Source organism: Pseudomonas sp. D4-21 (assembly GCF_051132125.1).
Lineage (GTDB): Bacteria > Pseudomonadota > Gammaproteobacteria > Pseudomonadales > Pseudomonadaceae > Aquipseudomonas.
This window is the reverse complement of sequence record NZ_CP071664.1, coordinates 5,397,883-5,420,477: the sequence shown is the minus strand read 5'-3', so window position 1 is coordinate 5,420,477 and position 22,595 is coordinate 5,397,883. Positions and strand designations below refer to the sequence as shown.

Sequence of the window (22,595 nt, the reverse complement as noted above, 5' to 3'; positions counted from 1 at the left end):
GGTTTTTTCCGACGCCTTTTGTTGTGTATACGACATGGGTTTTTCTACCGCCAAAGACTTACATCGAGGCAGGAATATTAGGCCCTTTGTTTTTTTCCAGAGCGCGCTAGAATGCGCGCCGAACGTGCGGAGATCTGTATGTGGCAACAGACGTTGATAACCCTGCGGGCGAGGCCCCGGGGCTTTCATCTGGTGACGGACGAGCTACTCGCCGGCCTGCCTGAACTCAAGGCATGTCGTGTCGGTCTGTTGCATCTGTGGCTGCAGCACACCTCGGCCTCGTTGACCATCAACGAGAACGCCGATCCGGCGGTACGTCGAGACTTCGAACGATTTTTCAATCGGCTGATCCCACAAGGAACCGCCGGCTATGAGCACAACGACGAAGGCCTGGACGACCTCCCGGCGCACTTCAAGGCCAGTGTGCTGGGATGTCAGCTCAGCCTTCCGGTGACGGCGGGACGGTTGGCGTTGGGTACCTGGCAAGGCGTTTATCTGGGCGAGCACCGAGATCATGGCGGTGCTCGTAAAGTCCTCGCCACCTTGCACGGTGAAGGGGCATGACCGCTGCTTGTCAGCGGATCTTGAATTTTTTCTGGCAGCCTTCGACAGATGGCGAAGCTGGGCTATAACTAATCTGCTTTTCGCAAGTCATGAGGTAGAACATGAGCGACGATGATCTGGAAAACGACGACCTCGAAGTAGGTGACGAAGACGAGACCGAAGAAGGCCTGGAAGCGGCGGCTGAAGATGTTGCCGACGACGAAGGTGCCGATGTTCCGGTCCCCACTGCCAAAGGCAAGGCCAAGGCAGCGGTATCAGTCGACGAGTTACCGAGCGTAGAGGCCAAGAACAAGGAGCGTGACGCGCTTGCCAAGGCCATGGAGGAATTCCTGGCCAGGGGCGGAAAGGTGCAGGAAGTGGAGGCCAACGTGGTCGCCGATCCGCCCAAGAAGCCCGACAACAAGTATGGCAGTCGCCCTATCTGAGCCTCTGTTTCTTGCTTGCTGAAAAAGCCCGCCGTCGCTGCGGGCTTTTTCATGGGCGGGATAAACTCCACGGACAGGCTCGGCCCTGTGGGAGCAAGCTCGCTCCCACAAGGTTCAGGGTTGGCTATGCCACGCCGCCAATAACCCTGGCAGTTCGGTCAGGCTGCGAATCTCCGCATCCGGTGCGTGATCGGCATCCCAGGCCTTGCCCATCGGGTTGAACCACACCGCACGCAGGCCGGCCTGCTGGGCGCCGGCGATGTCGTCGCCCGGGTGATCGCCTACATGCACGGCGGTCTGTGCCGTGGCACCGCCGCGCTGCAAGGCTTCCTCGAACAGTCTTGCGTCAGGCTTGGCGATGCCAATGTCCTCGGCGCACAGGGCAAACTTGAAATAATCCGCCAGCCCCAGGCGTCGCACGTCGGCGTTGCCGTTGGTGACGACGCCAAGTGCGAAATGATTGGCGAGGATTTCCAGGGTCGGCTGTACGTCTGGAAAGATCTCCAGTTGATGACGGGCATGCAGGAATGCTTCGAATCCTTGGTCCGCCAACTCAGAGGCTCGCCACTGGTCGTAGCCGGCATCTTGCAGCGCCCGGAACAGCACGCGCCTGCGCAACGCACTGATGCGGTGCTTGAGGTTCGGTTCTTCGCTGAGCACTTGGGCGCGGATCGCCCACAAGCGCTCCACGGGAAAATCGCCTAGGTCGGGTGCGTTGTCGGTCAGCCATTGACGTAGTACGGCTTCGGCGCTGGCGATCACCGGCGCGGTGTCCCACAGCGTGTCGTCCAGGTCGAAGGTGATGAGCTCGATGGTCATGATTCGTCGCCCTTGATGCGTTTGGCCCTGGGGTGGGCACTGTCATAGACCGTCGCCAGGTGCTGGAAATCCAGATGGGTATAGATCTGGGTCGTCTTGATGTCCGAGTGGCCAAGCAGTTCCTGGACGGCACGCAGGTCCTGGGAAGATTCCAGCAGATGACTGGCGAACGAATGCCGGAGCATGTGCGGGTGCAGGTTCTGACCGAGCTCCCGTTCGCCGGCGGCCTTGACCCGCAGCTGGATGGTACGTGGGCCCAGGCGTCGGCCTTGCAGGCTGACGAAGACCGCGTCATCGACGGGGTTGGTCAGCGCTCGTAGTGGCAACCAAAGCTCCAGGGCTTCGCGGGCCTTGCGGCCGATAGGCAGCAAGCGGGTCTTGCTGCCTTTACCGAGTACCTGAACCAGGCCGTCGGCCAAGTCCAATTGGTCCAGGTTCAGCCCCGTCAGCTCGGAAAGCCGCAGGCCTGAGGAGTAGAAGAGTTCGAGGATCGCCTGGTCCCGTCGCGCCATGAAATCATCCTCGACGGCGCCATCGAGCAATTGCAAGGCACGGTCGGTGTCGAGGGTCTTCGGCAACCGGCGTTCGCCCTTTGGGGGTGCCAGGCCTGTGGCTGGATCGTGATCGCACAGGCCCTCGCGATTGAGGTATTGATACAGGCCGCGCACCGCCGACAACAGTCGCGCCAGGCTGCGGGAGGATTGCCCTTGCTGATGCAGGCGAGCAACGAGGCTGCGCAGGCGCTGGATATCGAGGGCCGACCAGTTGTCGATGTTTTGCTTCTGGCACCAGCCCCGCACCTTTTCGAGGTCACGACGGTAGGCCGACAGGGTGTGAGGGGACACCTGGCGCTCACTGCGCAGGTGTTCGCAGTAGGCGTCCAGTTGCCGCTCCATCATCAGCGTACCGAACGCAGCGAACCGGCAACCCGTGGCAGCACACGGCCGGTCACTTCGGCGATATAGCTCAGGAACAGCGTACCCACCGAGCTCTTGTAGTGCTGCGGATCGCGACTGGCGATGGCCAGCACGCCATGCACGCCTTGGTGGGCGATGGCGACAACGGCGGTGGAGCCGATCTGCTTGCGCTGTTCTTCGCCAAACAGGAAATCCAGCTCATGTTCGCGCAGGCTGCCACTGACGCTTTTGTTTTCGGTAAGCAGCCCGCCAATGGCCGTCTGCGCGTCCGCGTGGGTGACCCAGCGGCCCACCGGCATCGCGTTGTCGCCAAACAGGATCAGGCTGACAAAGGGCACCTGGAAATCCTGGCGCAGGCTGTCTTCGACGCTCATTACCAGGTCTTCAAGAGTACTGGCGTCCATCAGCGCGAGGATCAGCCGACGGGTCTTGTCGAAGAGCCGGTCGTTGTCCCGGGCGACGTCCATCAGGTGCGAGAGGCGATGGCGCATTTCGATGTTGCGCTCACGCAGGATCTTCATCTGGTGCTCGACCAGCGACACGGTATCGCCGCGCCGGTGGGGGATCCGCATCGTTGCAAGCAGGTCTTCATGCTCGACGAAGAAGTCCGGATGCGCCTCCAGGTAGGCGGCCACGGCCGCGGCGTCTGAGGGGCTCGAGGATTCGTCGGGCTGCGGGGCTGGAACCTTTGGCTTGTCGGTCATGGGTTTGGCTCACTCAAAGACGAACTTGTCCTTCGTATACACGTACGGCCGGGCCGGTCATCATCACCGGTTGGCCTGGACCTGCCCATTCGATGGACAGACGCCCGCCGGGCAGGTCGATCAGCAGCGGCGAATCCATCCACCCCTGGCTGATCGCGGCGACGGCGGCGGCGCAGGCGCCCGTGCCGCATGCCTGGGTTTCACCGGCGCCACGTTCCCATACACGCAGTTGGGCGCGGTGGCGATCGATGACCTGCAAAAAGCCGACGTTGACGCGCGCCGGGAAGCGCGGATGGTTTTCGATCTTTGGTCCCAGGTCGTGTACGGCAGCGCTGTTGATGTCGTCCACGCGCAGTACGGCATGGGGGTTGCCCATGGAGATCGCCGCCAGTTCCACCGCGGTGCCGTCGACGTCCACGGTATAGCTCAGGGCTTGGGCTGGCGCTTGGAATGGGATATCCGCCGGCACCAGGCGCGGGGCGCCCATGTTGACGCCGATCTGGCCGTCACTGCGCACATCCAGTTCGATGATGCCGCTTTTGGTCTCGACGCGAATCTGCCGCTTGGCGGTCAGGCGCTTGTCCAGCACGAAACGGGCGAAACAGCGCGCGCCGTTGCCGCACTGCTCCACTTCCGAACCGTCGGCATTGAAGATCCGGTAGCGGAAATCCACGTCCGGGTTGTTTGGTGCCTCGACGATCAGCAATTGGTCGAAACCGATGCCGGTGTGCCGGTCGCCCCATTGTTTGGCGTGCTTGGGCAGGATATGCGCGTGCTGGCTGACCAGGTCGAGGACCATGAAGTCATTGCCCAGGCCGTGCATCTTGGTAAAACGCAGCAGCATGGTTTTACTCCGGCAGCAGGCTTTCGCCGGCAAACAGTTCGGCTACCGTCTCGCGGCGGCGTACTTCGAATGCCTGATCACCGTCCACCAGCACCTCGGCGCAGCGGCCGCGGGTGTTGTAGTTGGAACTCATGACAAACCCGTAGGCGCCCGCCGAATGAACGGCCAGCAGATCGCCTTCTTCCAGCGCCAACTCCCGGCCCTTGGCAAGGAAGTCGCCGGTTTCGCAGATCGGCCCGACGATGTCGTAGGGGCGGGCCGCGGTATCGCGAGGGCGCACGGCTGTGACGTCCATCCAGGCCTGGTACAGCGCCGGGCGGATCAGGTCATTCATCGCCGCGTCGACGATGGCGAAATCCTTGTGCTCGGTGTGCTTGAGGTACTCGACCTGGGTCAACAGCACGCCGGCGTTAGCGACGATGTAGCGGCCGGGCTCGAACATCAGCGCCAGGTCACGGCCTTCGAGGCGCTCGCGCACGGTCTTGATGTAGTCGGCCACCAGCGGTGGCTCTTCATCGCGATAGCGCACGCCGACACCGCCGCCCAGGTCGATGTGACGCAGGTAGATGCCGCAATCGCCGAGGCGATCGACAAGCGCCAGCAGGCGGTCGAGGGCGTCAATGAACGGTTCCAGGGTGGTCAGTTGCGAGCCGATGTGGCAATCGACGCCCAGCACTTCCAGGTTCGGCAGTTGGGCGGCGCGTACGTACACGTCCTCGGCGTCGGCAATGGCGATGCCGAACTTGTTTTCCTTAAGGCCCGTGGAAATGTACGGGTGGGTGCCGGCGTCGACGTCCGGGTTCACGCGTAGGGAAACCGGCGCACGAACACCCAGTTCGGCGGCGACGACTTGCAGGCGCTCCAGTTCGTCAGTGGATTCGATGTTGAAGCAGTGCACGCCGACTTCCAGGGCGCGACGCATGTCTTCGCGGGTCTTGCCGACGCCGGAGAACACGATTTTGTCGGCATTGCCGCCCGCGGCCAGCACGCGCTCCAGCTCGCCACCGGACACGATGTCGAAGCCTGCGCCCAGGCGCGCCAGGACGTTGAGCACCCCCAGGTTCGAGTTCGCTTTTACAGCGAAGCACACCAGGTGCGGCATGCCTTCGAGGGCATCGGCGAACGTCCGGTACTGGGCTTCGATGTGGGCCCGGGAATAGACGTAGGTCGGCGTGCCGAAACGTTCGGCGATCGCGGACAGGGCAACCCCTTCCGCGAACAGCTCCCCGCCACGGTAGTTAAAAGCGTCCATGGCGGTCCCTTAGTAAGTGGTCTGGGTGTCGTGCGAGTGGGACTTGGATTGCGACGACTTGGCCTGCTCTTCAGGGGACTTGCTGTCATCAGGCAGGTACAGCGGACCTTTTTGACCACAGGCTGTCACAAGGCAGGCAACCGCGACGAGCGCAGCAAGGGAAGAGATCAGGCGCTTCATGGCGAAATCCTTGAAAATGCGTTAATTGCGCCGGAGTATACCGGCCACCCGACAGCTTGCCTATGCAACGGGGCGCCCGTCCGGCGGGCCTTGGGCTCCAGGGGCGTTCATTCGATGGACAATGTTCAGCACCCACGGGCCCTTGGTCGTTATCCTTTGCATTCAGCCGGGCGCGTCCGTATCTTGCGGCGCTTGAGCATGATCAGACATTTTGAGGTTGTCGCAATGAGTTTGACTGAAGCCCGTTTCCACGATCTGGTCGATGAAACCCAGGAAAAGCTGGAGGATATCTTCGACGAGAGCGACCTGGACATCGACCTGGAAATCTCCGCCGGCGTACTGACCGTCAAGTTCGAAAATGGCAGCCAGCTGATTTTCAGCCGCCAGGAGCCGTTGCGGCAGTTGTGGCTGGCGGCGGTGTCCGGTGGTTTCCACTTCGACTACGACGAGGAAAGTGAGCGCTGGATGTGTGACAAGAGCGAAGAGCAACTGGGCGAGATGCTCGAGCGCATCGTCAAGCAGCAGGCTGGCGTCGAATTCGATTTCGAAGGTTTGTGATTCCGTGAGCCAGACCGTCCCGGCGCGGCCGCCCAAGCCGCTCTACAGCAATGTCAGCCCGGCCGTGCCGTCGCCGTGCACCAGTGTGTGCAAGCTCGATGAACGCAAGGTCTGCCTGGGTTGTTTCCGGCATGTGGAGGACATACGCGAATGGCGCTCGGCTGATGATGAGCGTCGGCGGTTGATTTGCGCCGAGGCGCTCAAGCGCAAGTCGCTGGTTTAATCGCTGGATTGGCGAGAGCGCTTTTGTGGCGAGAGCCCTTGGGTTGTATATTTTTTGAGCTGTGGTAGTGTCCAGCAACGCCTCAACTCATCGAGGCGCGTGAAAACCCCGTCTTTATGTGGCGGGGTTTTGCTTTTTTCGTGCAGAAGAAAGGAGTCTGCCTGAATCATGACCGCACCTTCCATCACCCTTACTCGCTTGGACGTGCAGCGTCTGGAGCGTTTGATCGACAGCCTGGATGAAACGCTTCCCGGCGTGATCGCCTTGCAAACCGAACTGGATCGCGCCGAGAACCTGGTGGGTCACGATGAAGTGCCTGCCGATGTCGTAACCATGAACTCGCGGGTGCACTGTCGCGAGGAAAGCAGCGGCAAGGATTATCACCTGACGCTGGTCTACCCCAAGGATGCCAACGCCGACGAGGGCAAGATTTCGATCCTGGCGCCGGTGGGCAGCGCCTTGCTGGGCTTGAAAGTCGGCCAGCACATCGACTGGCCGGCGCCGGGCGGCAAGACCTTGAAGCTGACATTGCTGGAGGTCGAGTCGCAGCCGGTCAACGGTGGCGACTGCGCATTCTGAAGCCCGCCTCAGACCTGGTTCAGCGCCTCGTTCAGTGCCCGTTCCAGGTCGGCTTTGTAGCGCAGGAACAGGATACTTGGGCTGGCGCCGTCACCCACCAGGCCCGAGAGGTCCAGGTCGGTGATGTAGCAACGATAGCGTTCGGCGTCGCGGCGCTGCCCGACAATTTCCCTGGCGACCACATGAAACAATTGGTCGCCATGCTCCAGTTCCGAAAATTCCCGCTGATCGCAATACAGGGTGACGTGCACTTGTCCGTGCGCCGCTTTGCCGATGATTGCTTGTACGTCATAGAACGGTTTGTTGACCGGCGTCTGCGGCGCCTGTCGTGATTCGACCCTCCGGGCCCGCCCGTTCCCTGAAGGCAGGAGCTGGTAATAGAGCATTTCCAGCGTGACCGGCTGGGCAGCGTCCATCGGTAGCAACGCATCGCGGCGGTACAGCACCGATTGCAGGAACCGCTGCAGCGGTACCAGCAGGCTCTGTTCGTCGTGATAAGGCAAGCGCTGCTGCCACAAGGCGTTGAGCTCATCGAGCACGTACAGCTCGGCTTCGTCCTCATAGACCCGGTAGAACACCTGGATGCACTCGGGTTGGCCCATGGGCAGGATCAGCGCCACATCGTGATCTTCCAGCGCCATTGAATCCAGGTGCAGCGGACTATAGGCCGTCAGCTCTTCCCCCAGGTAATCCATCAATGCCGACAGGCTGCCCAGCGCCACGTGGCTGACCTGGCCCGGCACCAATTCCAATACGTGGTAGTGCTGCTGGACTTGCAGCAGATAACGGTAATTGAGCTTGCTCAATAGCAGGGTCTGGGTGGTCTCGATGACTTCTTCGACCCGGCGTGCGATGAATTGCGCGCGGTTGTGACAGAAGCACCGGACCTGCAAGCGCGGCTGGCGTTGTATCGCAGGCAAGGCGTTGAGGTAGTCGCGCAAGCAATCGAGCAGGGCATGTTCGCCGTCGAAGCGGTTGACCAGCACTTCATTCCAGCTATTGAGCGTGACCTGGTCGAGGGTCAGCACCAGGTTTTCCCGAACCCCGGCGTAGCTCAGGGAATCGGTGCGCTCGGTGGTCATCAGGATGTTCAGGTCGCGGTGATGCTTGAGTGGGTCGACGCCCACGTTTACCAGAATCAACACTTCACTGGGCACGCTGGCGTGGAGCAACTGTTCTTCGTCGACCGTGGCCAGGGGCAAAGCGATGGCTTGCTGCAAACTGCCCAACAGGTTGAACAGTTCAAACTCGCTCAGGTCGCTTTCGCCGGGGTGCAGCGCCAGACGCGTGCTGCTGTCGATCACACCGTTGCGATGGCACCAGGTGAGTAATTCAAGCAGCTCGCGGCTGCGTTTGATGGGGGCGAAATTTTCCCATTCCAGCGCGTTCAGGCTGCCGTTGTACAAACCCCATTGGTTTTGCCCGGGCTCTTTCTTGTTCGGCGACTGGACCAGGGTCAGGGTGTCTTCCGCCAGGTCCGGGGCAATCCCGGGATTGATGAACTCGACCTTGTCGGCCTTGCGCTCGAAGGCCGCGTACAGCCGGCGACCGAGAACATTGAGGTCGCGCTTGTTGATCAGGCTGACGGTTTTCTCGGTGCGGGCGAACTGGGTCAGGAAGCGATAGCTGTAGGTCAGCTCGTTGACCAGGGCCCGCCGCTCGTTGCTGACTTGGCGCACCTTCCACTGGCTGCGGCTGTCCAGCAGCGCCAGTTGACGTTGGTCCCAGCCCCAATCCCGGGCCAGGCGCTCCAGCAGGTTGCGCTGCCAGCCGCTACTGCGAGCATGGCCGGTGAGCTTGCGATTGACCTTCAGGTACAGGGCGCGCCGGATCAGTTCCAGACGTTCCGGCTCGCCGCGGGCGATCAGGTATTCCTCGAGGCGGCGATAAACGACCATGTACGGATCCAGCTCATCCAGATCCAGGTGATTGGCGAACACCGCCTGCTTGAAACGCAGGCTCAGGCAGCGGACATCCGGATGTTCGCTGGCGTAGACCTCGGTCAGCAGTAGCTTGAGCACCGACTTGTAGGGCGATTCGATTCCCTTGAATAACTGCCAGAGCCCGGCGCCGATGAATTCTCCCGGCGGGATGTAGGCCAGGTGACCCAAGTCCAGAGTCTCGTCCGCACGAATGAAACGCTTGGAGATCAGCGTATGGGTGTACTGCTGGTAGTTTTCCTCTTCGTAGACCGGCACCAGCCACCAGATTGGCGTACGCCCGGCCAGCCAGATCGCGGTGCGATAGAACTCATCCAGCAACAGATAATGCTGGGTGGTTCCACAGTCGTCGGAGCTGAGCTGATTGTCCCGTTCGCCGCGGACGAATCGCTGCGGGTCGATGAGGAAGAAGTGCGCTTCGGCGCCCTGGGTGGCCGCCCAGGTTTCCAGCAACTGGCATTTCTTTCGCAGTTCGGCCAGTTCGTCGTCGCTCAGGTCCGGGCCATGGCACACCCAAACGTCCATGTCGCTCTGATCGGCCTGGGCCAAGGTGCCGAGACTGCCCATCAGGAACAGGCCGAGGATGGGCCGCGGTGGGTTGCTGCCGTGGCGAGGTTTGTACGAGAACGAGCGAGTCAGCCGCTGAGCCTCGGCGAGGACGTCGGTGTCGGGTTCGTAATTGGACAGCCCGGCCGGTGTGCTGCCCGAGACATAACCGGGCAACAAGGGATGGTTGACATGAAAAAACAGCGGAAGCAGCGTCAACACGCCCTGCTGGCGGGTCGACAGCCCTTCGAGGGCGCGCTCCATTCGGCCGCTGTTGAGCTTGAGGAAACGCGCGCGCAGCTGGCTCAGGACCTTGCGGTCGATTCCCTCGTCCAGATCGGGGCGTATTTCATGGTTGCGGGTCATGTCAGCTCAAACCGGATCGCGGCGTCGAACGTGGGGAAAAAAACAGGTGATGGCAGGATAGCGCCCGGTTCCTGGAATTCTTGAGCTGGAAAACGCGGTCGAGCCAAGTATTTTTACGGAGGCGCCACGCGCCTGCGGAAATCCCGAGCAGAGGGATTCCCGTGGGCGAGGCGGAAAATCAGGCGGTTTCTTGGACGCTAAGAATCGTCAGAACCGTTTGCACATTCTGTGCGGCATCACGGCCCAGGCTGGTCAGGTAACCGCCATCGGGTTGGGTGATGAGTTCTTTGTCAAACAGGCGTTGGGCAGCGGCGATGGCTTTGGGGGCAGCGGTCTGATGAATTTTCAGGCCTTCCTGGGAACTGTCCAGGTTGAAGAGTGCAAGGATTTCCAGTTCGGCAACCAGCTCAGGGGTAAGCGACATAAGGACTCCAGACTTTCTAGGAATTTGGACGACAGCGTCACTAAGGTGAGCGCACTTGGGCGAGCTGTCCAGTGTCAGAGTCATGGTTTTTTGTCCGGGAACTTTTTCATGGCGAGGGAGCCAGCTACCTCGCCACAAGAACAGCTTAGTTTTTTTCCGGCGGCAACTCGGGCAGGGCGCGCAATGCAGCTTCGTACCACTCGGTATTGAACGGACGGTCTTCTTCGAGGATCGCGTCGATTTCCACCGCCAGTACGTGGGCCATCAGGTTGAGAATTTCTTCACGCTCATAACCCACCAGGGTCAGCTTGTTGAACGTGGCCTTGGCCGCTGGTGGATTGTCGCTTTCGATCTGATTCTCGATGGCCTGGATCAGCGTATTCTCGACGAACTCTTCTTCGTCAATGTCGTTGCCGTTGTCGATGGGCTCGCTCATGGCAGCCTCCTCTAGGAAAAGGCGCCAGTTTACCTGTATTCAGCGGCGTGATGCGCCTGGCGCGAAACACGCCGGCGGTCTATAACCCAAGGCTGCCAACCCCGCACGGCCTGGAGGCTATGGAATGCTCAAGCTTTATGGTTTTTCTGTCAGCAATTATTACAACATGGTCAAGCTGGCTCTCCTGGAGAAGGGAGTGCCCTTCGAAGAAGTCCAGTTCTTTGGCGCCCAGACTCCGGAAGCGCTGGCCATCAGCCCGCGCGGCAAGGTTCCGGTGCTGAAGACCGAGCAGGGTTTCATCAACGAGACCAGCGTGATCCTTGAGTACATCGAGCAAACCCAGCCAGGCAAGGCCTTGCTGCCAACGGACCCGTTCGGGCGAGCCCAGGTATTGGCCTTGTGCCGGGAAATCGAGCTGTACATCGAGCTGCCGGGGCGCGCCTGTTATCCGGAAGCGTTTTTCGGCATGTCGGTGCCCGATGCGATCAAGGAAAAGGCCAGAGGTGAATTGCTGTTGGGGTTCGCTTCGCTCAGCCGGCACGGCAAGTTTTCGCCTTATGTGGCGGGAGAGACGTTCAGCATCGCGGACCTGTATTTCTACTACAGCCTTTCGTTGGTTTTGCAGGTGGGCAGGAAAGTCTTCGACATCGATCTGTTGGCGGACATGCCGGCAGCCAGGAGCTTGATGGAGTTGTTGGAGCAGAATCCGCACGTGCAGCGGATCGCGGCGGATCGGGATGCTGAGATGCCCGCGTTTTTGGCGAAGATCGCTGCCAGGAAATGAAATTCTAGCGCCTTGCAGATCGCCATCGCGAGCAGGCTCGCTCCACGGTTAGATCTTCAGTGAACACATATTGTGTGAGCCTGCGCAGATCAAATGTGGGAGCGAGCCTGCTCGCGATGCTTTTGGCTTTTTAGCGGCTGGCAATCAGCGCCTGGCCACGCATCACGGCGGCCTTGACCTGCGCCGGTGCGGTGCCGCCAATGTGATCACGTGCATTGACCGAACCTTCCAAGGTCAGCACGGCGAACACGTCTTGCTCGATCTGGTCGCTGAACTGGCGCAGTTCGTCCAGGCTCATCTCTGCCAGGTCCTTGCCGCTGTCTACGCCATACTTCACGGCATGGCCGACGATTTCATGGCAGTCCCGGAACGGCAGGCCACGGCGCACCAGGTAATCGGCCAGGTCAGTGGCGGTGGAGAAGCCGCGCAGGGCCGCTTCGCGCATGACCGCATGCTTGGGCTTGATGGCTGGGATCATGTCGGCGAACGCCCGCAGCGAATCACGCAGGGTGTCGGCAGCGTCGAACAGCGGCTCCTTGTCTTCCTGGTTGTCCTTGTTGTAGGCCAGCGGTTGGCCTTTCATCAGGGTCAGCAGGCCCATCAATGCGCCGAACACCCGGCCGCTCTTGCCGCGTACCAGTTCCGGTACGTCGGGGTTTTTCTTTTGCGGCATGATCGAGCTGCCGGTGCAGAAACGGTCGGGCAAATCGATGAACTGGAACTGCGCGCTGGTCCAGAGCACCAGCTCTTCGGAGAAGCGCGACAAGTGCATCATGGCAATGCTCGCGGCGGCGCAGAATTCGATGGCGAAATCGCGGTCCGAGACATTATCCAGCGAATTGCCACCGACGGTGTCGAAGCCCAGCAACTGGGCGGTGTATTCACGGTCGATCGGGTAGGTGGTGCCGGCCAGCGCGGCGCTGCCCAGGGGCATGCGGTTGGTGCGCTTGCGGCAATCCACCAGGCGCTCGTAGTCACGGCTGAGCATTTCGAACCAGGCCAGCATGTGATGCCCAAACGTTACAGGTTGGGCGGTCTGCAGGTGCGTGAAGCCCGGCATGATGCTCTCGGCCTCGCGCTCGGCTTGTTCCAGCAGACCTTTTTGCAAGCGGGTGATTTCGGCCAGGATCAGGTCGATCTCATCGCGCAGCCACAAGCGGATATCGGTGGCGACCTGGTCGTTGCGGCTGCGGCCGGTGTGCAGTTTCTTGCCGGTCACGCCAATGCGATCGGTCAGGCGCGCTTCGATGTTCATGTGCACGTCTTCGAGGTCAACGCGCCAGTCGAATTGGCCTGCCTCGATCTCGCCCTGGATGGTCTTCAGGCCATCGATGATGCTGTCGCGCTCGGCATCGGTCAGCACGCCGACCTTGGCCAGCATGGTGGCGTGGGCAATCGAGCCCATGATGTCGTGGCGATACAGGCGCTGGTCGAAGTTGACGGAGGCGGTGAAGCGGGCGACGAAAGCGTCGACGGGTTCACTGAAGCGGCCGCCCCAGGACTGATTGGTCTTGTCAGTGCTCATGAATTCGCTCGTGATCGGCTGGAAAAAGATAACGGTTAACGCTGGCCCGGATGATAACAGGGTTGCCGGGGCTGGCGCTGGCACTGCTCGGCAGGTTTTTTACCGTGCGGGTCAACCATTGCATGGGTTTTTTGCACAAGGATATTTTTCGATTGAGCAATATCGTCGTGGCAACCGTCTACAGTGGACGGTAGGTCTTTGCTTTTTCATCCTGGACGCATCGGACGCACCATTAAAGGGGGGTGCTCATATTGGTCAGATCGAGTCTTAACAAACCCTGTGGCGACGCTGTGCGACAACAGGCCTCGAGCATCGGTGGGCAAGCGCTGGTAAAGATCGACAACCGCCTCGCGGCACTTTTTGGCCCTCGGACGAGTCTTAGCGTGGATCGCGGTGACGGATGTCACTTCCCCTGTCTACGCTATCCTTGTGCGAGACTCACGCAGGAATCCAGCGCTATATGAATGTCCTGATCGTTGACGACGAACCACTGGCCCGCGAGGACCTGAGCCGATTGCTCCGTGAACTCGAGGGTTACAGTGTCCTGGAGCCGAGCGCCACCAATGGCGAAGAGGCATTGGCCCTAATCGACAGCCACAAGCCGGATATCGTGCTGCTCGACATTCGCATGCCGGGTCTCGACGGCTTGCAGGTCGCGGCGAAGCTCTGCGAGCGCGAGTCACCTCCGGCGGTGGTGTTTTGCACCACGCGTGACGAGTTTCCTCCCGAGGTATTGCAGACCGGTGCCGTGGGCTATCTGCTCAAGCCAGTGTCCATCCAGGCGCTGGAGGAGGCGTTGCGCAAGGCCGAGCGGCCGAACCGCACGCAGTTGGCGGCGCTCACCCGCCCGGCCGCCGAGAGTGGCAGTGGCCCACGCAGCCACATCAGCGCGCGGACCCGCAAGGGCATCGAATTGATCCCCTTGAACCAAGTGGTTTATTTCATAGCCGACCACAAGTACGTGACCTTGCGTCACGAAAGCGGTGAAGTGTTGCTGGACGAGCCGCTCAAGGCTCTCGAGGATGAGTTCGGCGAGCGGTTCGTGCGTATCCACCGCAACGCCCTGGTGGCCCGCGAACGTATCGAGCGCTTGCAGCGTACGCCGCTGGGGCATTTCCAGCTGTACCTGAAGGGATTGAATGGCGATGCGCTGATCGTCAGTCGGCGGCATGTCGCCGGCGTGCGCAAGATGATGCAGCAGCTCTAGCGCGACGTCCTCGAGCGTTCCGTTTCCAGGATTGGCGGCCAGGGAGGCCGCGACGTCGTGATTCAAGTCAAAGCGGTTTTGGCTGAGCTGTTATTATCTGCCGTATCTTTTAAGTACGGATTGATCCATGTCCCCTCGCGAGATCCGCATCGCCACCCGTAAAAGCGCCTTGGCCCTTTGGCAGGCCGAATACGTCAAAGCCCGCCTCGAAACGGCCCATCCGGGGCTGGTCGTGACGCTGGTGCCCATGGTCAGTCGCGGCGACAAGCTGCTGGACTCGCCACTCTCGAAAATCGGTGGCAAGGGCTTGTTCGTCAAGGAACTGGAAACAGCCTTGCTGGACAATGAAGCCGATATCGCCGTGCATTCAATGAAAGACGTGCCCATGGGTTTCCCCGAAGGCCTGGGCCTTTTTTGCATCTGCGAACGGGAAGATCCGCGCGACGCATTCGTCTCAAACGACTTTTCCAGCCTTGACGCGCTGCCCGCCGCGAGTGTGGTGGGCACATCGAGCCTGCGCCGCCAGGCACAGCTGCTGGCCCGTCGCCCTGATCTGCAGATCCGCTTCCTGCGGGGCAACGTCAACACGCGCCTGGCCAAGCTCGACGCGGGCGAGTACGACGCGATCATCCTCGCCGCAGCGGGCCTGATCCGTCTGGGTTTCGAAGAACGCATCACCTCGGCCATCAGCGTCGATGACAGCCTGCCGGCCGGAGGGCAGGGGGCGGTGGGCATTGAATGCCGCAGCGCCGACAGCGAGATTCACGCTCTGCTGGCACCGCTGCACCATGAAGACACGGCTATCCGAGTCTTCGCCGAGCGGGCACTCAACAAGCATCTGAACGGCGGCTGCCAGGTGCCGATCGCCTGCTACGCCGTCCTTGAAGGTGAGCAGGTCTGGTTGCGGGGCCTGGTGGGCGATCCGAGTGGCGGCCAACTGCTCGCCGCCGAGGCCCGGGCGCCGCGTCGCGATGCCGAGGCGTTGGGCGTGCGCGTCGCCGAGGACCTGTTGAGCCAAGGCGCCGACGATATTCTCAAGAAAGTCTACGGCGAGGCCGGCGACGCGTGACGGGATGGCGGCTGCTACTGACCCGGCCGGCGGACGAGTCGTCTGCGTTGGCGGCCGTTCTGGCGCAGGCGGGCATCCATAGCAGCGCCATGCCGCTGCTGGATATCACGCCGGTCCCCCTGTCCGAGTCCGAGCGAGACAAGTTCCAGGCTCTGGATCGGTACAGCGCGGTGATCGTCGTCAGCAAGCCTGCGGCACGCTTGGCCGTGGAGTTGCTGCGTCAATACTGGCCGCGCCTTCCAGAGCAACCCTGGTTCAGCGTAGGCGCCGCGACCGGGCAAATTCTGGCCGATGCCGGCCTCCGCGTTTTTTACCCCGAAAACGGTGACGACAGCGAAGCCCTGCTTGAGCTGGCGGCGTTGCGCCAGGCTATCGACCGGCCTGACGCACGTGTCTTGATCGTGCGTGGCGAGGGTGGGCGCGGTTTGCTGGCAGAGCGTTTGCGAGAGCAAGGTGCTAGTGTCGACTACCTGGAGTTGTACCGTCGCGGCTTGCCGCACTACGGCGAAGGCGAGTTGCCAGCGAAGGTCGAGGCGGAACGCTTGAACGCGCTGGTGGTCAGCAGTGGGCAGAGCTTCGAGCATCTGCACCGGCTGGCCGGTGACGCGTGGCCCGCCCTGGCGCGGCTACCCTTGTTTGTTCCAAGCCCCAGGGTCGCCGAGATGGCGCGTGCCGCCGGGGCCAGGACAGTTGTGGATTGTCGTGGCGCCAGTGCCGCGGCTTTGCTGGCGGCTTTACGGGAACAATCCGTGCCGTTTTCTAATGCAAAGGATGGATACGTGAGCGAAACAGCCTTGCCAAAAGATCAAGATCAGCCAGCGGTCGAAGCACCGACTGACCCGTCGGTGCCGGTGGCGCCGCGTCGCGGTAACGGGCTTGCGATTGTCGCGTTATTGTTGGGCGCTGCCGGCGTGGCCGTGGGCGGATGGGGTATCTGGCAAGTGCGTCACCTGCAAGCCAATACCCAGCAGCAGGCCGCTCAGGTCCAGGCACTCAACGACCAGGCCCAGAATCTCAAGCTCAACGAGCAGCGGCTGAGCGAACGCCTGGAGCAGTTGCCTGCGGCTCAAGAGCTGGAAGAGCGGCGACGTCAGGTCGCCCAGTTGCAAGGCGACCAGCAGCGCCTGAACCAGCGCCTGGAAACCGTGCTTGGTTCCAGCCGCAAGGACTGGCGCCTGGCCGAAGCCGAGCACCTGTTGCGCCTGGCCAGCCTGCGACTTTCCGCCCTGCAAGACATCAACAGTGCCCAGGCCCTTGTGCAGGGTGCCGATGAAATCCTTCGCGAGCAAAACGATCCCGGGTCCTTCGCTGCCCGCGAACAGCTGGCCAAGACCCTCGCTGCGTTGCGCAGCACAGAGCAGCCAGATCGCACCGGCCTGTTCCTCCAGTTGGGCGCCCTGCGTGACCAGGTCTTGCAGTTGTCGGAAATCGCTCCCGAATACAAGGACCGCGGTGAATCCCTGCTGGGGCTGACCGCCGATGGCGACGGCGCCAGCCAGTGGTCGCAGTGGTGGGATCGTATTTCGCGCTACATCCGCATCGATTTCAATGCCGATGAAAATGTCCGTCCGCTCCTCGCCGGCCAGAGCCTGATGCAGGTGCGCCTGGCCTTGAGCCTGGCCCTGGAGCAGGCGCAATGGGCCGCCCTCAACGGCCAGGCGCCGGTGTACACCCAGGCACTGGCCGAAGCCCGTGACGTCCTCAAGGACAATTTCAACCAGGACAACCCGCAAAGCAAAATCATGCTGGAACGAGTCGTTGAGCTGGGCAAGATGCCGGTGACGGTGGTCACGCCAGACCTTACCGGCACGCTCAGCGCCGTCCAGGCCTATCTTGAACGCCGCAACGTGAACGCCGAAGAATCGGTCAAGCCGTTGCCCAAGGCAGGTGAGCAGGAGGCCACGCCATGAAGCGCCTCTACGTGATTCTGTTCGTGGTCATCGCCGTTGCCGCTGTGCTGGGCGTCGCGATTGCCGAGCATTCGGGTTACGTGTTGGTGGCGTACAAGAACTTCCGCTACGAGGCCGGGTTGTGGGTCACGCTGGCATTGATCGCGGTGCTTTGGTTGCTGTGGCGAGGTGTCACCGCGCTGATTGGGCTGGTGACCACCTCGACCGGCGTGGTCAACCCGTGGTCGCGGCGCAACCGCAGTCGTCGAATCCAGGTTGCAATCGAGCACGGACAGTTGGACCTGGCAGAGGGACGCTGGGCCAGCGCCCAACGGCACTTGCATCGTGCCGCCGAAGCCGAGCGGCAGCCGTTGCTGTATTACCTCGGCGCCGCTCGCGCTGCCAACGAGCAGGGCCTTTACGATCAGAGCGACAGCTTGCTGGAGCGCGCCTTGGAGCGTCAGCCCCAGGCGGAGCTGGCTATCGCGCTGACTCACGCCCAGTTGCAGATGGACCGTGGCGACACAGACGGTGCATTGACTACCCTGCAAGCCATGCACGAACGCTACCCCCATAACACCCAGGCCTTGCGTCAGCTGCAACGCTTGCACCAGCAGCGGGGGGATTGGCCGGCGGTGATCCGGTTGCTGCCCGAGTTGCGCAAGGACAAGGTCCTGCCTGCCGCCGAACTGGCAGAACTGGAGCGCCGGGCCTGGGGCGAAAACCTCACCCTGGCAGCCCACCGCGAGGCCGATGGCAGTGTCGGCCTGCAATCGCTTGATCGCGCGTGGCAGCAACTGACTTCCGCCCAGCGCCAGGAACCGGCACTGGTATTGGCCTACGCCGAGCAGCTTCGGCAGCTGGGTGCCCAGGTAGAGGCGGAAGAGGTGCTGCGCGCTGCGCTCAAGCGCAACTACGACAGCCACCTGGCGCGCCTGTATGGCCTGGTTCGTGGCGCGGATTCGAGCCGGCAACTGCAGGTGGCTGAAGGCTGGCTCAAGGATCATCCGAATGATCCGAGCCTGCTCCTGACGCTCGGGCGCCTGTGCCTGCAGAACAGCCTGTGGGGCAAGGCAAGGGATTATCTGGAAAGCAGCCTGCGCATGCAGCGCAACCCCGAAGCTTGCGCCGAGTTGGCGCGGCTGCTGGCGCAGTTGGGGGATGCCGAGCGAAGCAACCAGCTGTTCCAGGAGGGGTTGGGGTTGCTGGATGAGCGCTTGCTTGCGGCGCCGCTGCCGGTTTCGCCTCAAGTCCTGTCAACTTGAGGCGGGACGAAGACTCTTTGAGGTGGGTATGAACCGCAGGGAAGGGAGAGCACACTCTCTCGCCACGGCGTCGTGCCCATCCTGAGGCAAACGGTGGCGAATCCCGGCCCGGTTTTTGGAGGTCTGACCAAGCGCTCAGCGAAGTCCTACAGCACACTGAGCTGAATCCTCTTTGGCCTGTCGGGAATTCCCTACACCTCTGGTGAAGTGTCTGCGCGGGGCTGCCTTGAAAGGCCCAGGGGCTTTCCTCTACCGTTACAGCTTGTCTCTTCTGTTACGGATCCGCCATGTCTCTGGCCAGCTCACGCTTCTTGTTTCTCATGGCTTCCATCGCTGCTGCCCTGGCTATGGGCGTCGCCAGTTATCTGGAATACGCGGTTGGCCTGTCCCCTTGCAGCCTGTGTATCTTGCAGCGGCTGTGCCTGATGCTCTTCCTGGTGAATTGCCTCGTGGCGTGCGTGCATGGCCCAACCCGCAAGGGCTGCATCGCCTATGCAGCGATGGGGGCTGCCTTTGCATCGGCAGGGTTGGCGTTGGCTTGGCGCAATGTACTGGTGCAAAGCGAGTCACATGAGCTGCTGCCTGACTGCATGGCCCAATTGCCGGAGGTGGACTCGTGGTGGAGTGCCGCGCATCGCGTCGCCAATGGTGCCCCCGACTGTGCGAGTGTCACCTGGACGCTGTTCGACCTGAGCATCCCCGAATGGAGCCTGCTGTTCTTCCTCGCCGTTGCTGTCTCGATGACTTACCTGCTGTTGCGCCTGGTCTGGGATGCCCTGGTACGGCCGCTCGGCGGCGAGAAGTCGCAGTTGGTCCGGGCGCTGGATTAAACACTTGTATGAACTTTCTCTCCTGCGTACCTTGAAGCAGTTGTCGCGCGGGCATAATCTGGCCCGCACGTATCATTGGAATCATGCCACTCGATCATGTTGTGTCTGGCTTGCTCCTGATCATTCAGGCGGGTGTTTCAGACGGCGAGGGGCGTGACTCAGAAGGGAAGAAATCACCATGCTCGAAAGTTGTCAGAATGCTCAGGAACGCTGGGGTGGGGTGCATCTGCTGATCGACCGCTGGTTGCAGGAGCGTCACGAACTGGTTCGAGCCTATGATGCTCTTGGCGACAAGCCTGAAGCACTGAGTGAAAGCCGCAAGCCCTTGCAAGAGTTCTGTGGTGTGCTGGTGGACTATGTGTCCGCGGGTCATTTCGAGATCTACGAGCAACTCACGGGCGAGGCCAAGGCCTTCAATGACAAGCGCGGCCTGGAACTGGCCGACACGATTTACCCGCGCATCGATGTCATCACCGAGAAGCTGCTGGCCTTCAACGACCTGTGCGATGAAGGCAAATGCGTGGCGGAAAAATTCAAGGAACTGGGCGGCTTGTTGCACGAGCGTTTCGAGCTGGAAGACTGCCTGATCGAAGTGCTGCACAACGCCCACAAGGAAGAAGCTGCGGTCCAGGCTTGAGAACATCTTCGGGACAGAAAACGGTGCGCATTGCGTGCCGTTTTTCTTTTCAGGGCGTCAAGTCGTCGCGCCCAGCAGTTCAATTTCAAATACCAGGGGCGTGAAAGGTGGAATAACGTCTCCGGCACCTTCGGCGCCATAGGCCAAGGCTGAAGGAATCACCAACCGCCACTTCGCGCCTACGGGCATCTGCGGTAATGCACTGCGCCAGCCATCGATCACGCTATCAAGATTGAACCACTGTGCCTGATGGTTGGAATCGAACACCGTGCCGTCCGGCAGACGACCGACATACAACACTTGGACCTTGCCGTGGGGGCCGGCTTTCGTGCCACTGCCCGGCTTGAGTTCGGTCAACAGGATGCCGTCCGGCAATTGCTGGACGCCTGGCCGGCCTTTTTCCTCGTTGAGAAACTTCTGCTCGGTCTTCAGCGCCACTTGGTCTTGCGGCGTCGCCGATTGCGCCGTCAACTGCGCCTGGTGTTCGGCCAGGATCCTTTCGATGCGTTCATCATCCAACGCCAGCGGCTTGCCAAGATAGGCCTGTTGCAGGCCTTCGACCAAGGCTTGTATCTGCAGGTCGGGTACGTCTTGGCGCAGGCGTTCCCCCAGGCTCGCGCCAAGACTGTAGGCCAGCTCCCGGGCTTCGTTTGCGTTGGGTTTTTCTGTGGCTTGGGCCACTGGGAAAATCATGCAAAGAAGTAAAAAAAGATGACGCGACATGTGTACTTTCTCCGGCCTCGATTCGAGGGATTATGCCAGTGCCGCAAACAGTAAAAGTGAATTGCCCAGGCGCCGGCGCAGAAGATTTCTTGTGCCGTGCAACGCAACGCCTTGTGTAGTGTCAACATGCCCTAGCGGCGGTTGCAGCAGAGGTCTAGTATGAGCCGCACTCACGTCAGTCAGGAGGTAAACCATGTCGGCCACTAAGAAGCCTGTAAACACTCCGTTGCACTTGCTCCAACAACTGTCGGGCAGCTTGCTCGAGCATCTGGAAAATGCCTGCTCCCAAGCCCTGGCTGATGCTGAAAAACTACTCGCCAAGCTGGAAAAACAACGCGGCAAGGCGCAGGAAAAACTTCACAAGTCGCGCACCAAACTGCAAGACGCGGCAACCGCTGGCAAAGCCAAGGCACAAGCCAAGGCCAAGGATGCCGTGAAGGAACTCGAAAACCTGCTCGATGCCCTGAAGGATCGACAATCCGAAACCCGCGCCTACATCCTGCAACTCAAGCGTGACGCCCAGGAAAGCCTGAAGCTGGCCCAAGGCGTAGGTCGCGTCCAGGAAGCCGCAGGCAAGGCGCTGACGCTTCGCGCGGCCAAGCCTGCCGCTGTATCGGCCAAGAAGCCAGCGGCTAAACCTGTCGCGGCAAAAACTCCAACAAAAGTGGCCGCCAAGCCGGTGACCAAGGTAGGCGCGAAGGCAGCCAGCAAACCAGTGGCCAAACCTGCCGTGAAAAAACCGGTTGCTGCCAGCGCGGCGAAACCCGTTGCGAAAAAATCGGCCGCCAAAGCTGCCGCCAAGCCTGCCGCCAAGCCTGCCGTAAAAGCAGCCGCTGCCAAACCTGTCGCCGCTAAGCCTGCTGCCAAAGTGGCTGCCAAGCCCGCGGCGAAAACCGCTGCCGCCAAGCCTGCGGCAACGAAAGCCACCGCTGCCAAACCGGCTGTGAAAGCGGTCGCCAAACCCGCTGCGAAGCCGGCTGCCAAGCCAACTGCGACCAAGGCCACTGCTGCCAAACGTGCTGCTGCCAAACCTGCTGCGAAATCCGCGGCCAAGCCAGTCGCCGCCAAGGCGCCTGCCAAAGCTGCGGCTAAGCCTGCGGCTAAACCGGCTGCAGCCAAACCAGCGAGCACCGCTGCCGCCAAGCCTGCCGCGACCAAGCCTGCCGCCAAACCTGCCGCCGCCAAGCCCGCTGCGAAGCCGGCCGTGAAAAAGCCAGCCGCCGCCAAGCCAGCCGCTGCAAAACCGGCAACCGCTCCGGCTGCCAAACCTGCTGCGCCAGCTCCGGCGGCGACCCCCGCGCCAACGGTTGGTACGCCAGCACCGGCACTGAACCCGAGTGTAGCCACCGTCCCAAGCCCCACTCCAACCCGCGCTTCCTAAGTGCCGGAAACCGCGACGCGCAGCTGATGCAGCGCGTCGTGGTTGGCTTGGCCGGCATTTGCCGCAAGCCTTTGCAGCCACTGCGCTGAATCCAAGGATTGTCCCGTTGGCCATTCCTTGACCGTTGCCTCCAGCCGCTCAAGCAATAGCCGTTCGGCTTCCAGTTCCAGTTTCTTGACCTGTTCGCGCAAGCCACCCAGCCCTGGATCCTGAAGGGCAAGGTTTTTCCATTGGGTGCGTAACTTGCGCAACGGTTGCACGACGGTCGAGTCCCATGGTCCGGCCAGATGCTTAAGCTGCTGCAGCTTTTGCTCATCACAGCTCACGCCGCGTTGTTCCAACCACAGCCCACAGAGCAGCAGGCACACGTTCGCGCCACCTGTCTGTAGCGCCAGGCACGCGGATTCCACACCAGGCTTGGCGTAGAGGTTGATCGAAAAGCTCCACAGATCAGACGACATCGTGCTACTCGCGCCAGTTGCGGGCGAAGCTGGTAGACTCCGCCGCC

General features: G+C 61.4%; 26 protein-coding genes and 2 pseudogenes. 16 read left to right on the top strand and 12 right to left on the bottom strand.

What is annotated here, in order from left to right; genetic code table 11:
* Positions 1 to 138: 138 nt before the first annotated feature.
* Together J3Q04_RS24595 and sutA are read left to right on the top strand one after the other, a co-directional pair.
* Positions 139 to 564, top strand: coding sequence for a secondary thiamine-phosphate synthase enzyme YjbQ (locus tag J3Q04_RS24595; protein ID WP_420765153.1), 426 nt, complete (start codon positions 139 to 141; stop codon positions 562 to 564).
* 101 nt (positions 565 to 665) lie between these two features.
* Positions 666 to 989, top strand: a complete 324-nt coding sequence (gene sutA / locus J3Q04_RS24590) for a transcriptional regulator SutA (protein WP_420765152.1) — start codon at positions 666 to 668, stop codon at positions 987 to 989.
* Between the two features lie 114 nt (positions 990 to 1,103).
* On the opposite strand, the gene J3Q04_RS24585 is transcribed toward sutA, so the two are convergent.
* The 6 genes from J3Q04_RS24585 to lptM are packed head-to-tail and all read right to left on the bottom strand — an operon-like array spanning position 1,104 to position 5,705.
* Positions 1,104 to 1,808: an HAD family hydrolase gene (locus J3Q04_RS24585; protein WP_420765151.1), complete on the bottom strand. Its 705-nt coding sequence runs from the start codon at positions 1,806 to 1,808 to the stop codon at positions 1,104 to 1,106.
* Positions 1,805 to 2,704, bottom strand: a complete 900-nt coding sequence (xerC, locus tag J3Q04_RS24580) for a tyrosine recombinase XerC (protein WP_420765177.1) — start codon at positions 2,702 to 2,704, stop codon at positions 1,805 to 1,807. Before xerC ends, J3Q04_RS24585 begins: the two co-directional genes overlap by 4 nt.
* Before the next feature lie 2 nt (positions 2,705 to 2,706).
* Positions 2,707 to 3,429: a DUF484 family protein gene (locus J3Q04_RS24575; RefSeq protein WP_420765150.1), complete on the bottom strand. Its 723-nt coding sequence runs from the start codon at positions 3,427 to 3,429 to the stop codon at positions 2,707 to 2,709.
* Positions 3,430 to 3,442: 13 nt separating this feature from the next.
* Positions 3,443 to 4,273 carry a diaminopimelate epimerase gene (gene dapF / locus J3Q04_RS24570; RefSeq protein WP_420765149.1) on the bottom strand — a complete coding sequence of 277 codons (831 nt, stop codon included), beginning with the start codon at positions 4,271 to 4,273 and terminating at the stop codon, positions 3,443 to 3,445.
* Between the two features lie 4 nt (positions 4,274 to 4,277).
* On the bottom strand, positions 4,278 to 5,525 hold the full coding sequence (gene lysA / locus J3Q04_RS24565; protein ID WP_434608893.1) for a diaminopimelate decarboxylase: 1,248 nt from the start codon (positions 5,523 to 5,525) through the stop codon (positions 4,278 to 4,280).
* Between the two features lie 9 nt (positions 5,526 to 5,534).
* A complete protein-coding gene (gene lptM, locus J3Q04_RS24560; protein ID WP_033034938.1) occupies positions 5,535 to 5,705 on the bottom strand; it encodes an LPS translocon maturation chaperone LptM in 171 nt (56 codons plus the stop codon).
* A gap of 225 nt (positions 5,706 to 5,930) precedes the next feature.
* Here lptM and cyaY point away from each other — a divergent pair, with 225 nt between their 5' ends.
* The 3 genes from cyaY to rnk all read left to right on the top strand — a co-directional run bounded on the left by cyaY (position 5,931) and on the right by rnk (position 7,065).
* The gene (gene cyaY, locus J3Q04_RS24555; RefSeq protein ID WP_434608895.1) at positions 5,931 to 6,263 is read left to right on the top strand and encodes an iron donor protein CyaY; all 333 of its coding nucleotides are present in this window, start codon (positions 5,931 to 5,933) and stop codon (positions 6,261 to 6,263) included.
* Between the two features lie 4 nt (positions 6,264 to 6,267).
* A complete protein-coding gene (locus tag J3Q04_RS24550; protein WP_420765146.1) occupies positions 6,268 to 6,486 on the top strand; it encodes a DUF1289 domain-containing protein in 219 nt (72 codons plus the stop codon).
* A 168-nt stretch (positions 6,487 to 6,654) separates the two neighbouring features.
* On the top strand, positions 6,655 to 7,065 hold the full coding sequence (rnk, locus tag J3Q04_RS24545; RefSeq protein WP_420765145.1) for a nucleoside diphosphate kinase regulator: 411 nt from the start codon (positions 6,655 to 6,657) through the stop codon (positions 7,063 to 7,065).
* 8 nt (positions 7,066 to 7,073) lie between these two features.
* Here rnk and J3Q04_RS24540 read toward each other — a convergent pair whose 3' ends face one another.
* From J3Q04_RS24540 to J3Q04_RS24530, 3 genes are all read right to left on the bottom strand, one after another.
* Entirely contained in the window at positions 7,074 to 9,917 is a 2,844-nt protein-coding gene (locus tag J3Q04_RS24540; protein ID WP_434608898.1) for a class I adenylate cyclase, read from the bottom strand.
* 178 nt (positions 9,918 to 10,095) lie between these two features.
* Positions 10,096 to 10,341 (bottom strand): TIGR02647 family protein, encoded by a 246-nt coding sequence (locus J3Q04_RS24535; RefSeq protein WP_030129110.1) that lies wholly within the window; start codon positions 10,339 to 10,341, stop codon positions 10,096 to 10,098.
* A 145-nt stretch (positions 10,342 to 10,486) separates the two neighbouring features.
* Entirely contained in the window at positions 10,487 to 10,777 is a 291-nt protein-coding gene (locus J3Q04_RS24530; protein WP_420765143.1) for a hypothetical protein, read from the bottom strand.
* A gap of 124 nt (positions 10,778 to 10,901) precedes the next feature.
* Here J3Q04_RS24530 and J3Q04_RS24525 point away from each other — a divergent pair, with 124 nt between their 5' ends.
* Positions 10,902 to 11,561 carry a glutathione S-transferase family protein gene (locus tag J3Q04_RS24525; protein ID WP_434608901.1) on the top strand — a complete coding sequence of 220 codons (660 nt, stop codon included), beginning with the start codon at positions 10,902 to 10,904 and terminating at the stop codon, positions 11,559 to 11,561.
* A gap of 130 nt (positions 11,562 to 11,691) precedes the next feature.
* On the opposite strand, the gene argH is transcribed toward J3Q04_RS24525, so the two are convergent.
* A complete protein-coding gene (gene argH, locus J3Q04_RS24520) occupies positions 11,692 to 13,086 on the bottom strand; it encodes an argininosuccinate lyase (RefSeq protein WP_434608903.1) in 1,395 nt (464 codons plus the stop codon).
* Between argH and J3Q04_RS24515 the strand changes: the two genes are divergently transcribed.
* The 9 genes and pseudogenes from J3Q04_RS24515 (at position 13,085) to J3Q04_RS24475 (ending at position 19,983) form a co-directional block, all read left to right on the top strand.
* Positions 13,085 to 13,357: a hypothetical protein gene (locus J3Q04_RS24515; protein WP_434608905.1), complete on the top strand. Its 273-nt coding sequence runs from the start codon at positions 13,085 to 13,087 to the stop codon at positions 13,355 to 13,357. The genes argH and J3Q04_RS24515 overlap by 2 nt on opposite strands.
* A gap of 43 nt (positions 13,358 to 13,400) precedes the next feature.
* Positions 13,401 to 13,550, top strand: a pseudogene (locus tag J3Q04_RS24510) (sensor histidine kinase); the annotation flags it as partial.
* A complete protein-coding gene (locus tag J3Q04_RS24505; protein WP_420765140.1) occupies positions 13,547 to 14,293 on the top strand; it encodes a LytR/AlgR family response regulator transcription factor in 747 nt (248 codons plus the stop codon). The pseudogene J3Q04_RS24510 and the gene J3Q04_RS24505, both read left to right, overlap by 4 nt.
* A 127-nt stretch (positions 14,294 to 14,420) precedes the next feature.
* A complete protein-coding gene (gene hemC / locus J3Q04_RS24500; protein ID WP_434608908.1) occupies positions 14,421 to 15,362 on the top strand; it encodes a hydroxymethylbilane synthase in 942 nt (313 codons plus the stop codon).
* Positions 15,359 to 16,057 (top strand): annotated as a pseudogene (locus J3Q04_RS24495) (uroporphyrinogen-III synthase); the annotation flags it as partial. The gene hemC and the pseudogene J3Q04_RS24495, both read left to right, overlap by 4 nt.
* An 84-nt stretch (positions 16,058 to 16,141) precedes the next feature.
* Positions 16,142 to 17,272, top strand: coding sequence for a uroporphyrinogen-III C-methyltransferase (locus tag J3Q04_RS24490; protein WP_434611697.1), 1,131 nt, complete (start codon positions 16,142 to 16,144; stop codon positions 17,270 to 17,272).
* Positions 17,269 to 18,516, top strand: coding sequence for a heme biosynthesis protein HemY (locus J3Q04_RS24485; protein ID WP_420765138.1), 1,248 nt, complete (start codon positions 17,269 to 17,271; stop codon positions 18,514 to 18,516). The genes J3Q04_RS24490 and J3Q04_RS24485 overlap by 4 nt, the downstream gene beginning before the upstream one ends.
* A gap of 287 nt (positions 18,517 to 18,803) precedes the next feature.
* Entirely contained in the window at positions 18,804 to 19,346 is a 543-nt protein-coding gene (locus J3Q04_RS24480; RefSeq protein WP_434608910.1) for a disulfide bond formation protein B, read from the top strand.
* 178 nt (positions 19,347 to 19,524) lie between these two features.
* Complete coding sequence (locus tag J3Q04_RS24475; protein WP_039590209.1) at positions 19,525 to 19,983, top strand: Rsd/AlgQ family anti-sigma factor; 459 nt, start codon at positions 19,525 to 19,527, stop codon at positions 19,981 to 19,983.
* Between the two features lie 57 nt (positions 19,984 to 20,040).
* Here J3Q04_RS24475 and J3Q04_RS24470 read toward each other — a convergent pair whose 3' ends face one another.
* The gene (locus J3Q04_RS24470; protein WP_420765136.1) at positions 20,041 to 20,706 is read right to left on the bottom strand and encodes an FKBP-type peptidyl-prolyl cis-trans isomerase; all 666 of its coding nucleotides are present in this window, start codon (positions 20,704 to 20,706) and stop codon (positions 20,041 to 20,043) included.
* Positions 20,707 to 20,899: 193 nt separating this feature from the next.
* Between J3Q04_RS24470 and J3Q04_RS24465 the strand changes: the two genes are divergently transcribed.
* Positions 20,900 to 22,087 (top strand): AlgP family protein, encoded by a 1,188-nt coding sequence (locus J3Q04_RS24465; RefSeq protein WP_434608913.1) that lies wholly within the window; start codon positions 20,900 to 20,902, stop codon positions 22,085 to 22,087.
* Here J3Q04_RS24465 and J3Q04_RS24460 read toward each other — a convergent pair.
* Complete coding sequence (locus J3Q04_RS24460; RefSeq protein ID WP_434608916.1) at positions 22,084 to 22,548, bottom strand: TIGR02444 family protein; 465 nt, start codon at positions 22,546 to 22,548, stop codon at positions 22,084 to 22,086. The genes J3Q04_RS24465 and J3Q04_RS24460 overlap by 4 nt on opposite strands.
* Positions 22,549 to 22,595 lie beyond the last annotated feature (47 nt).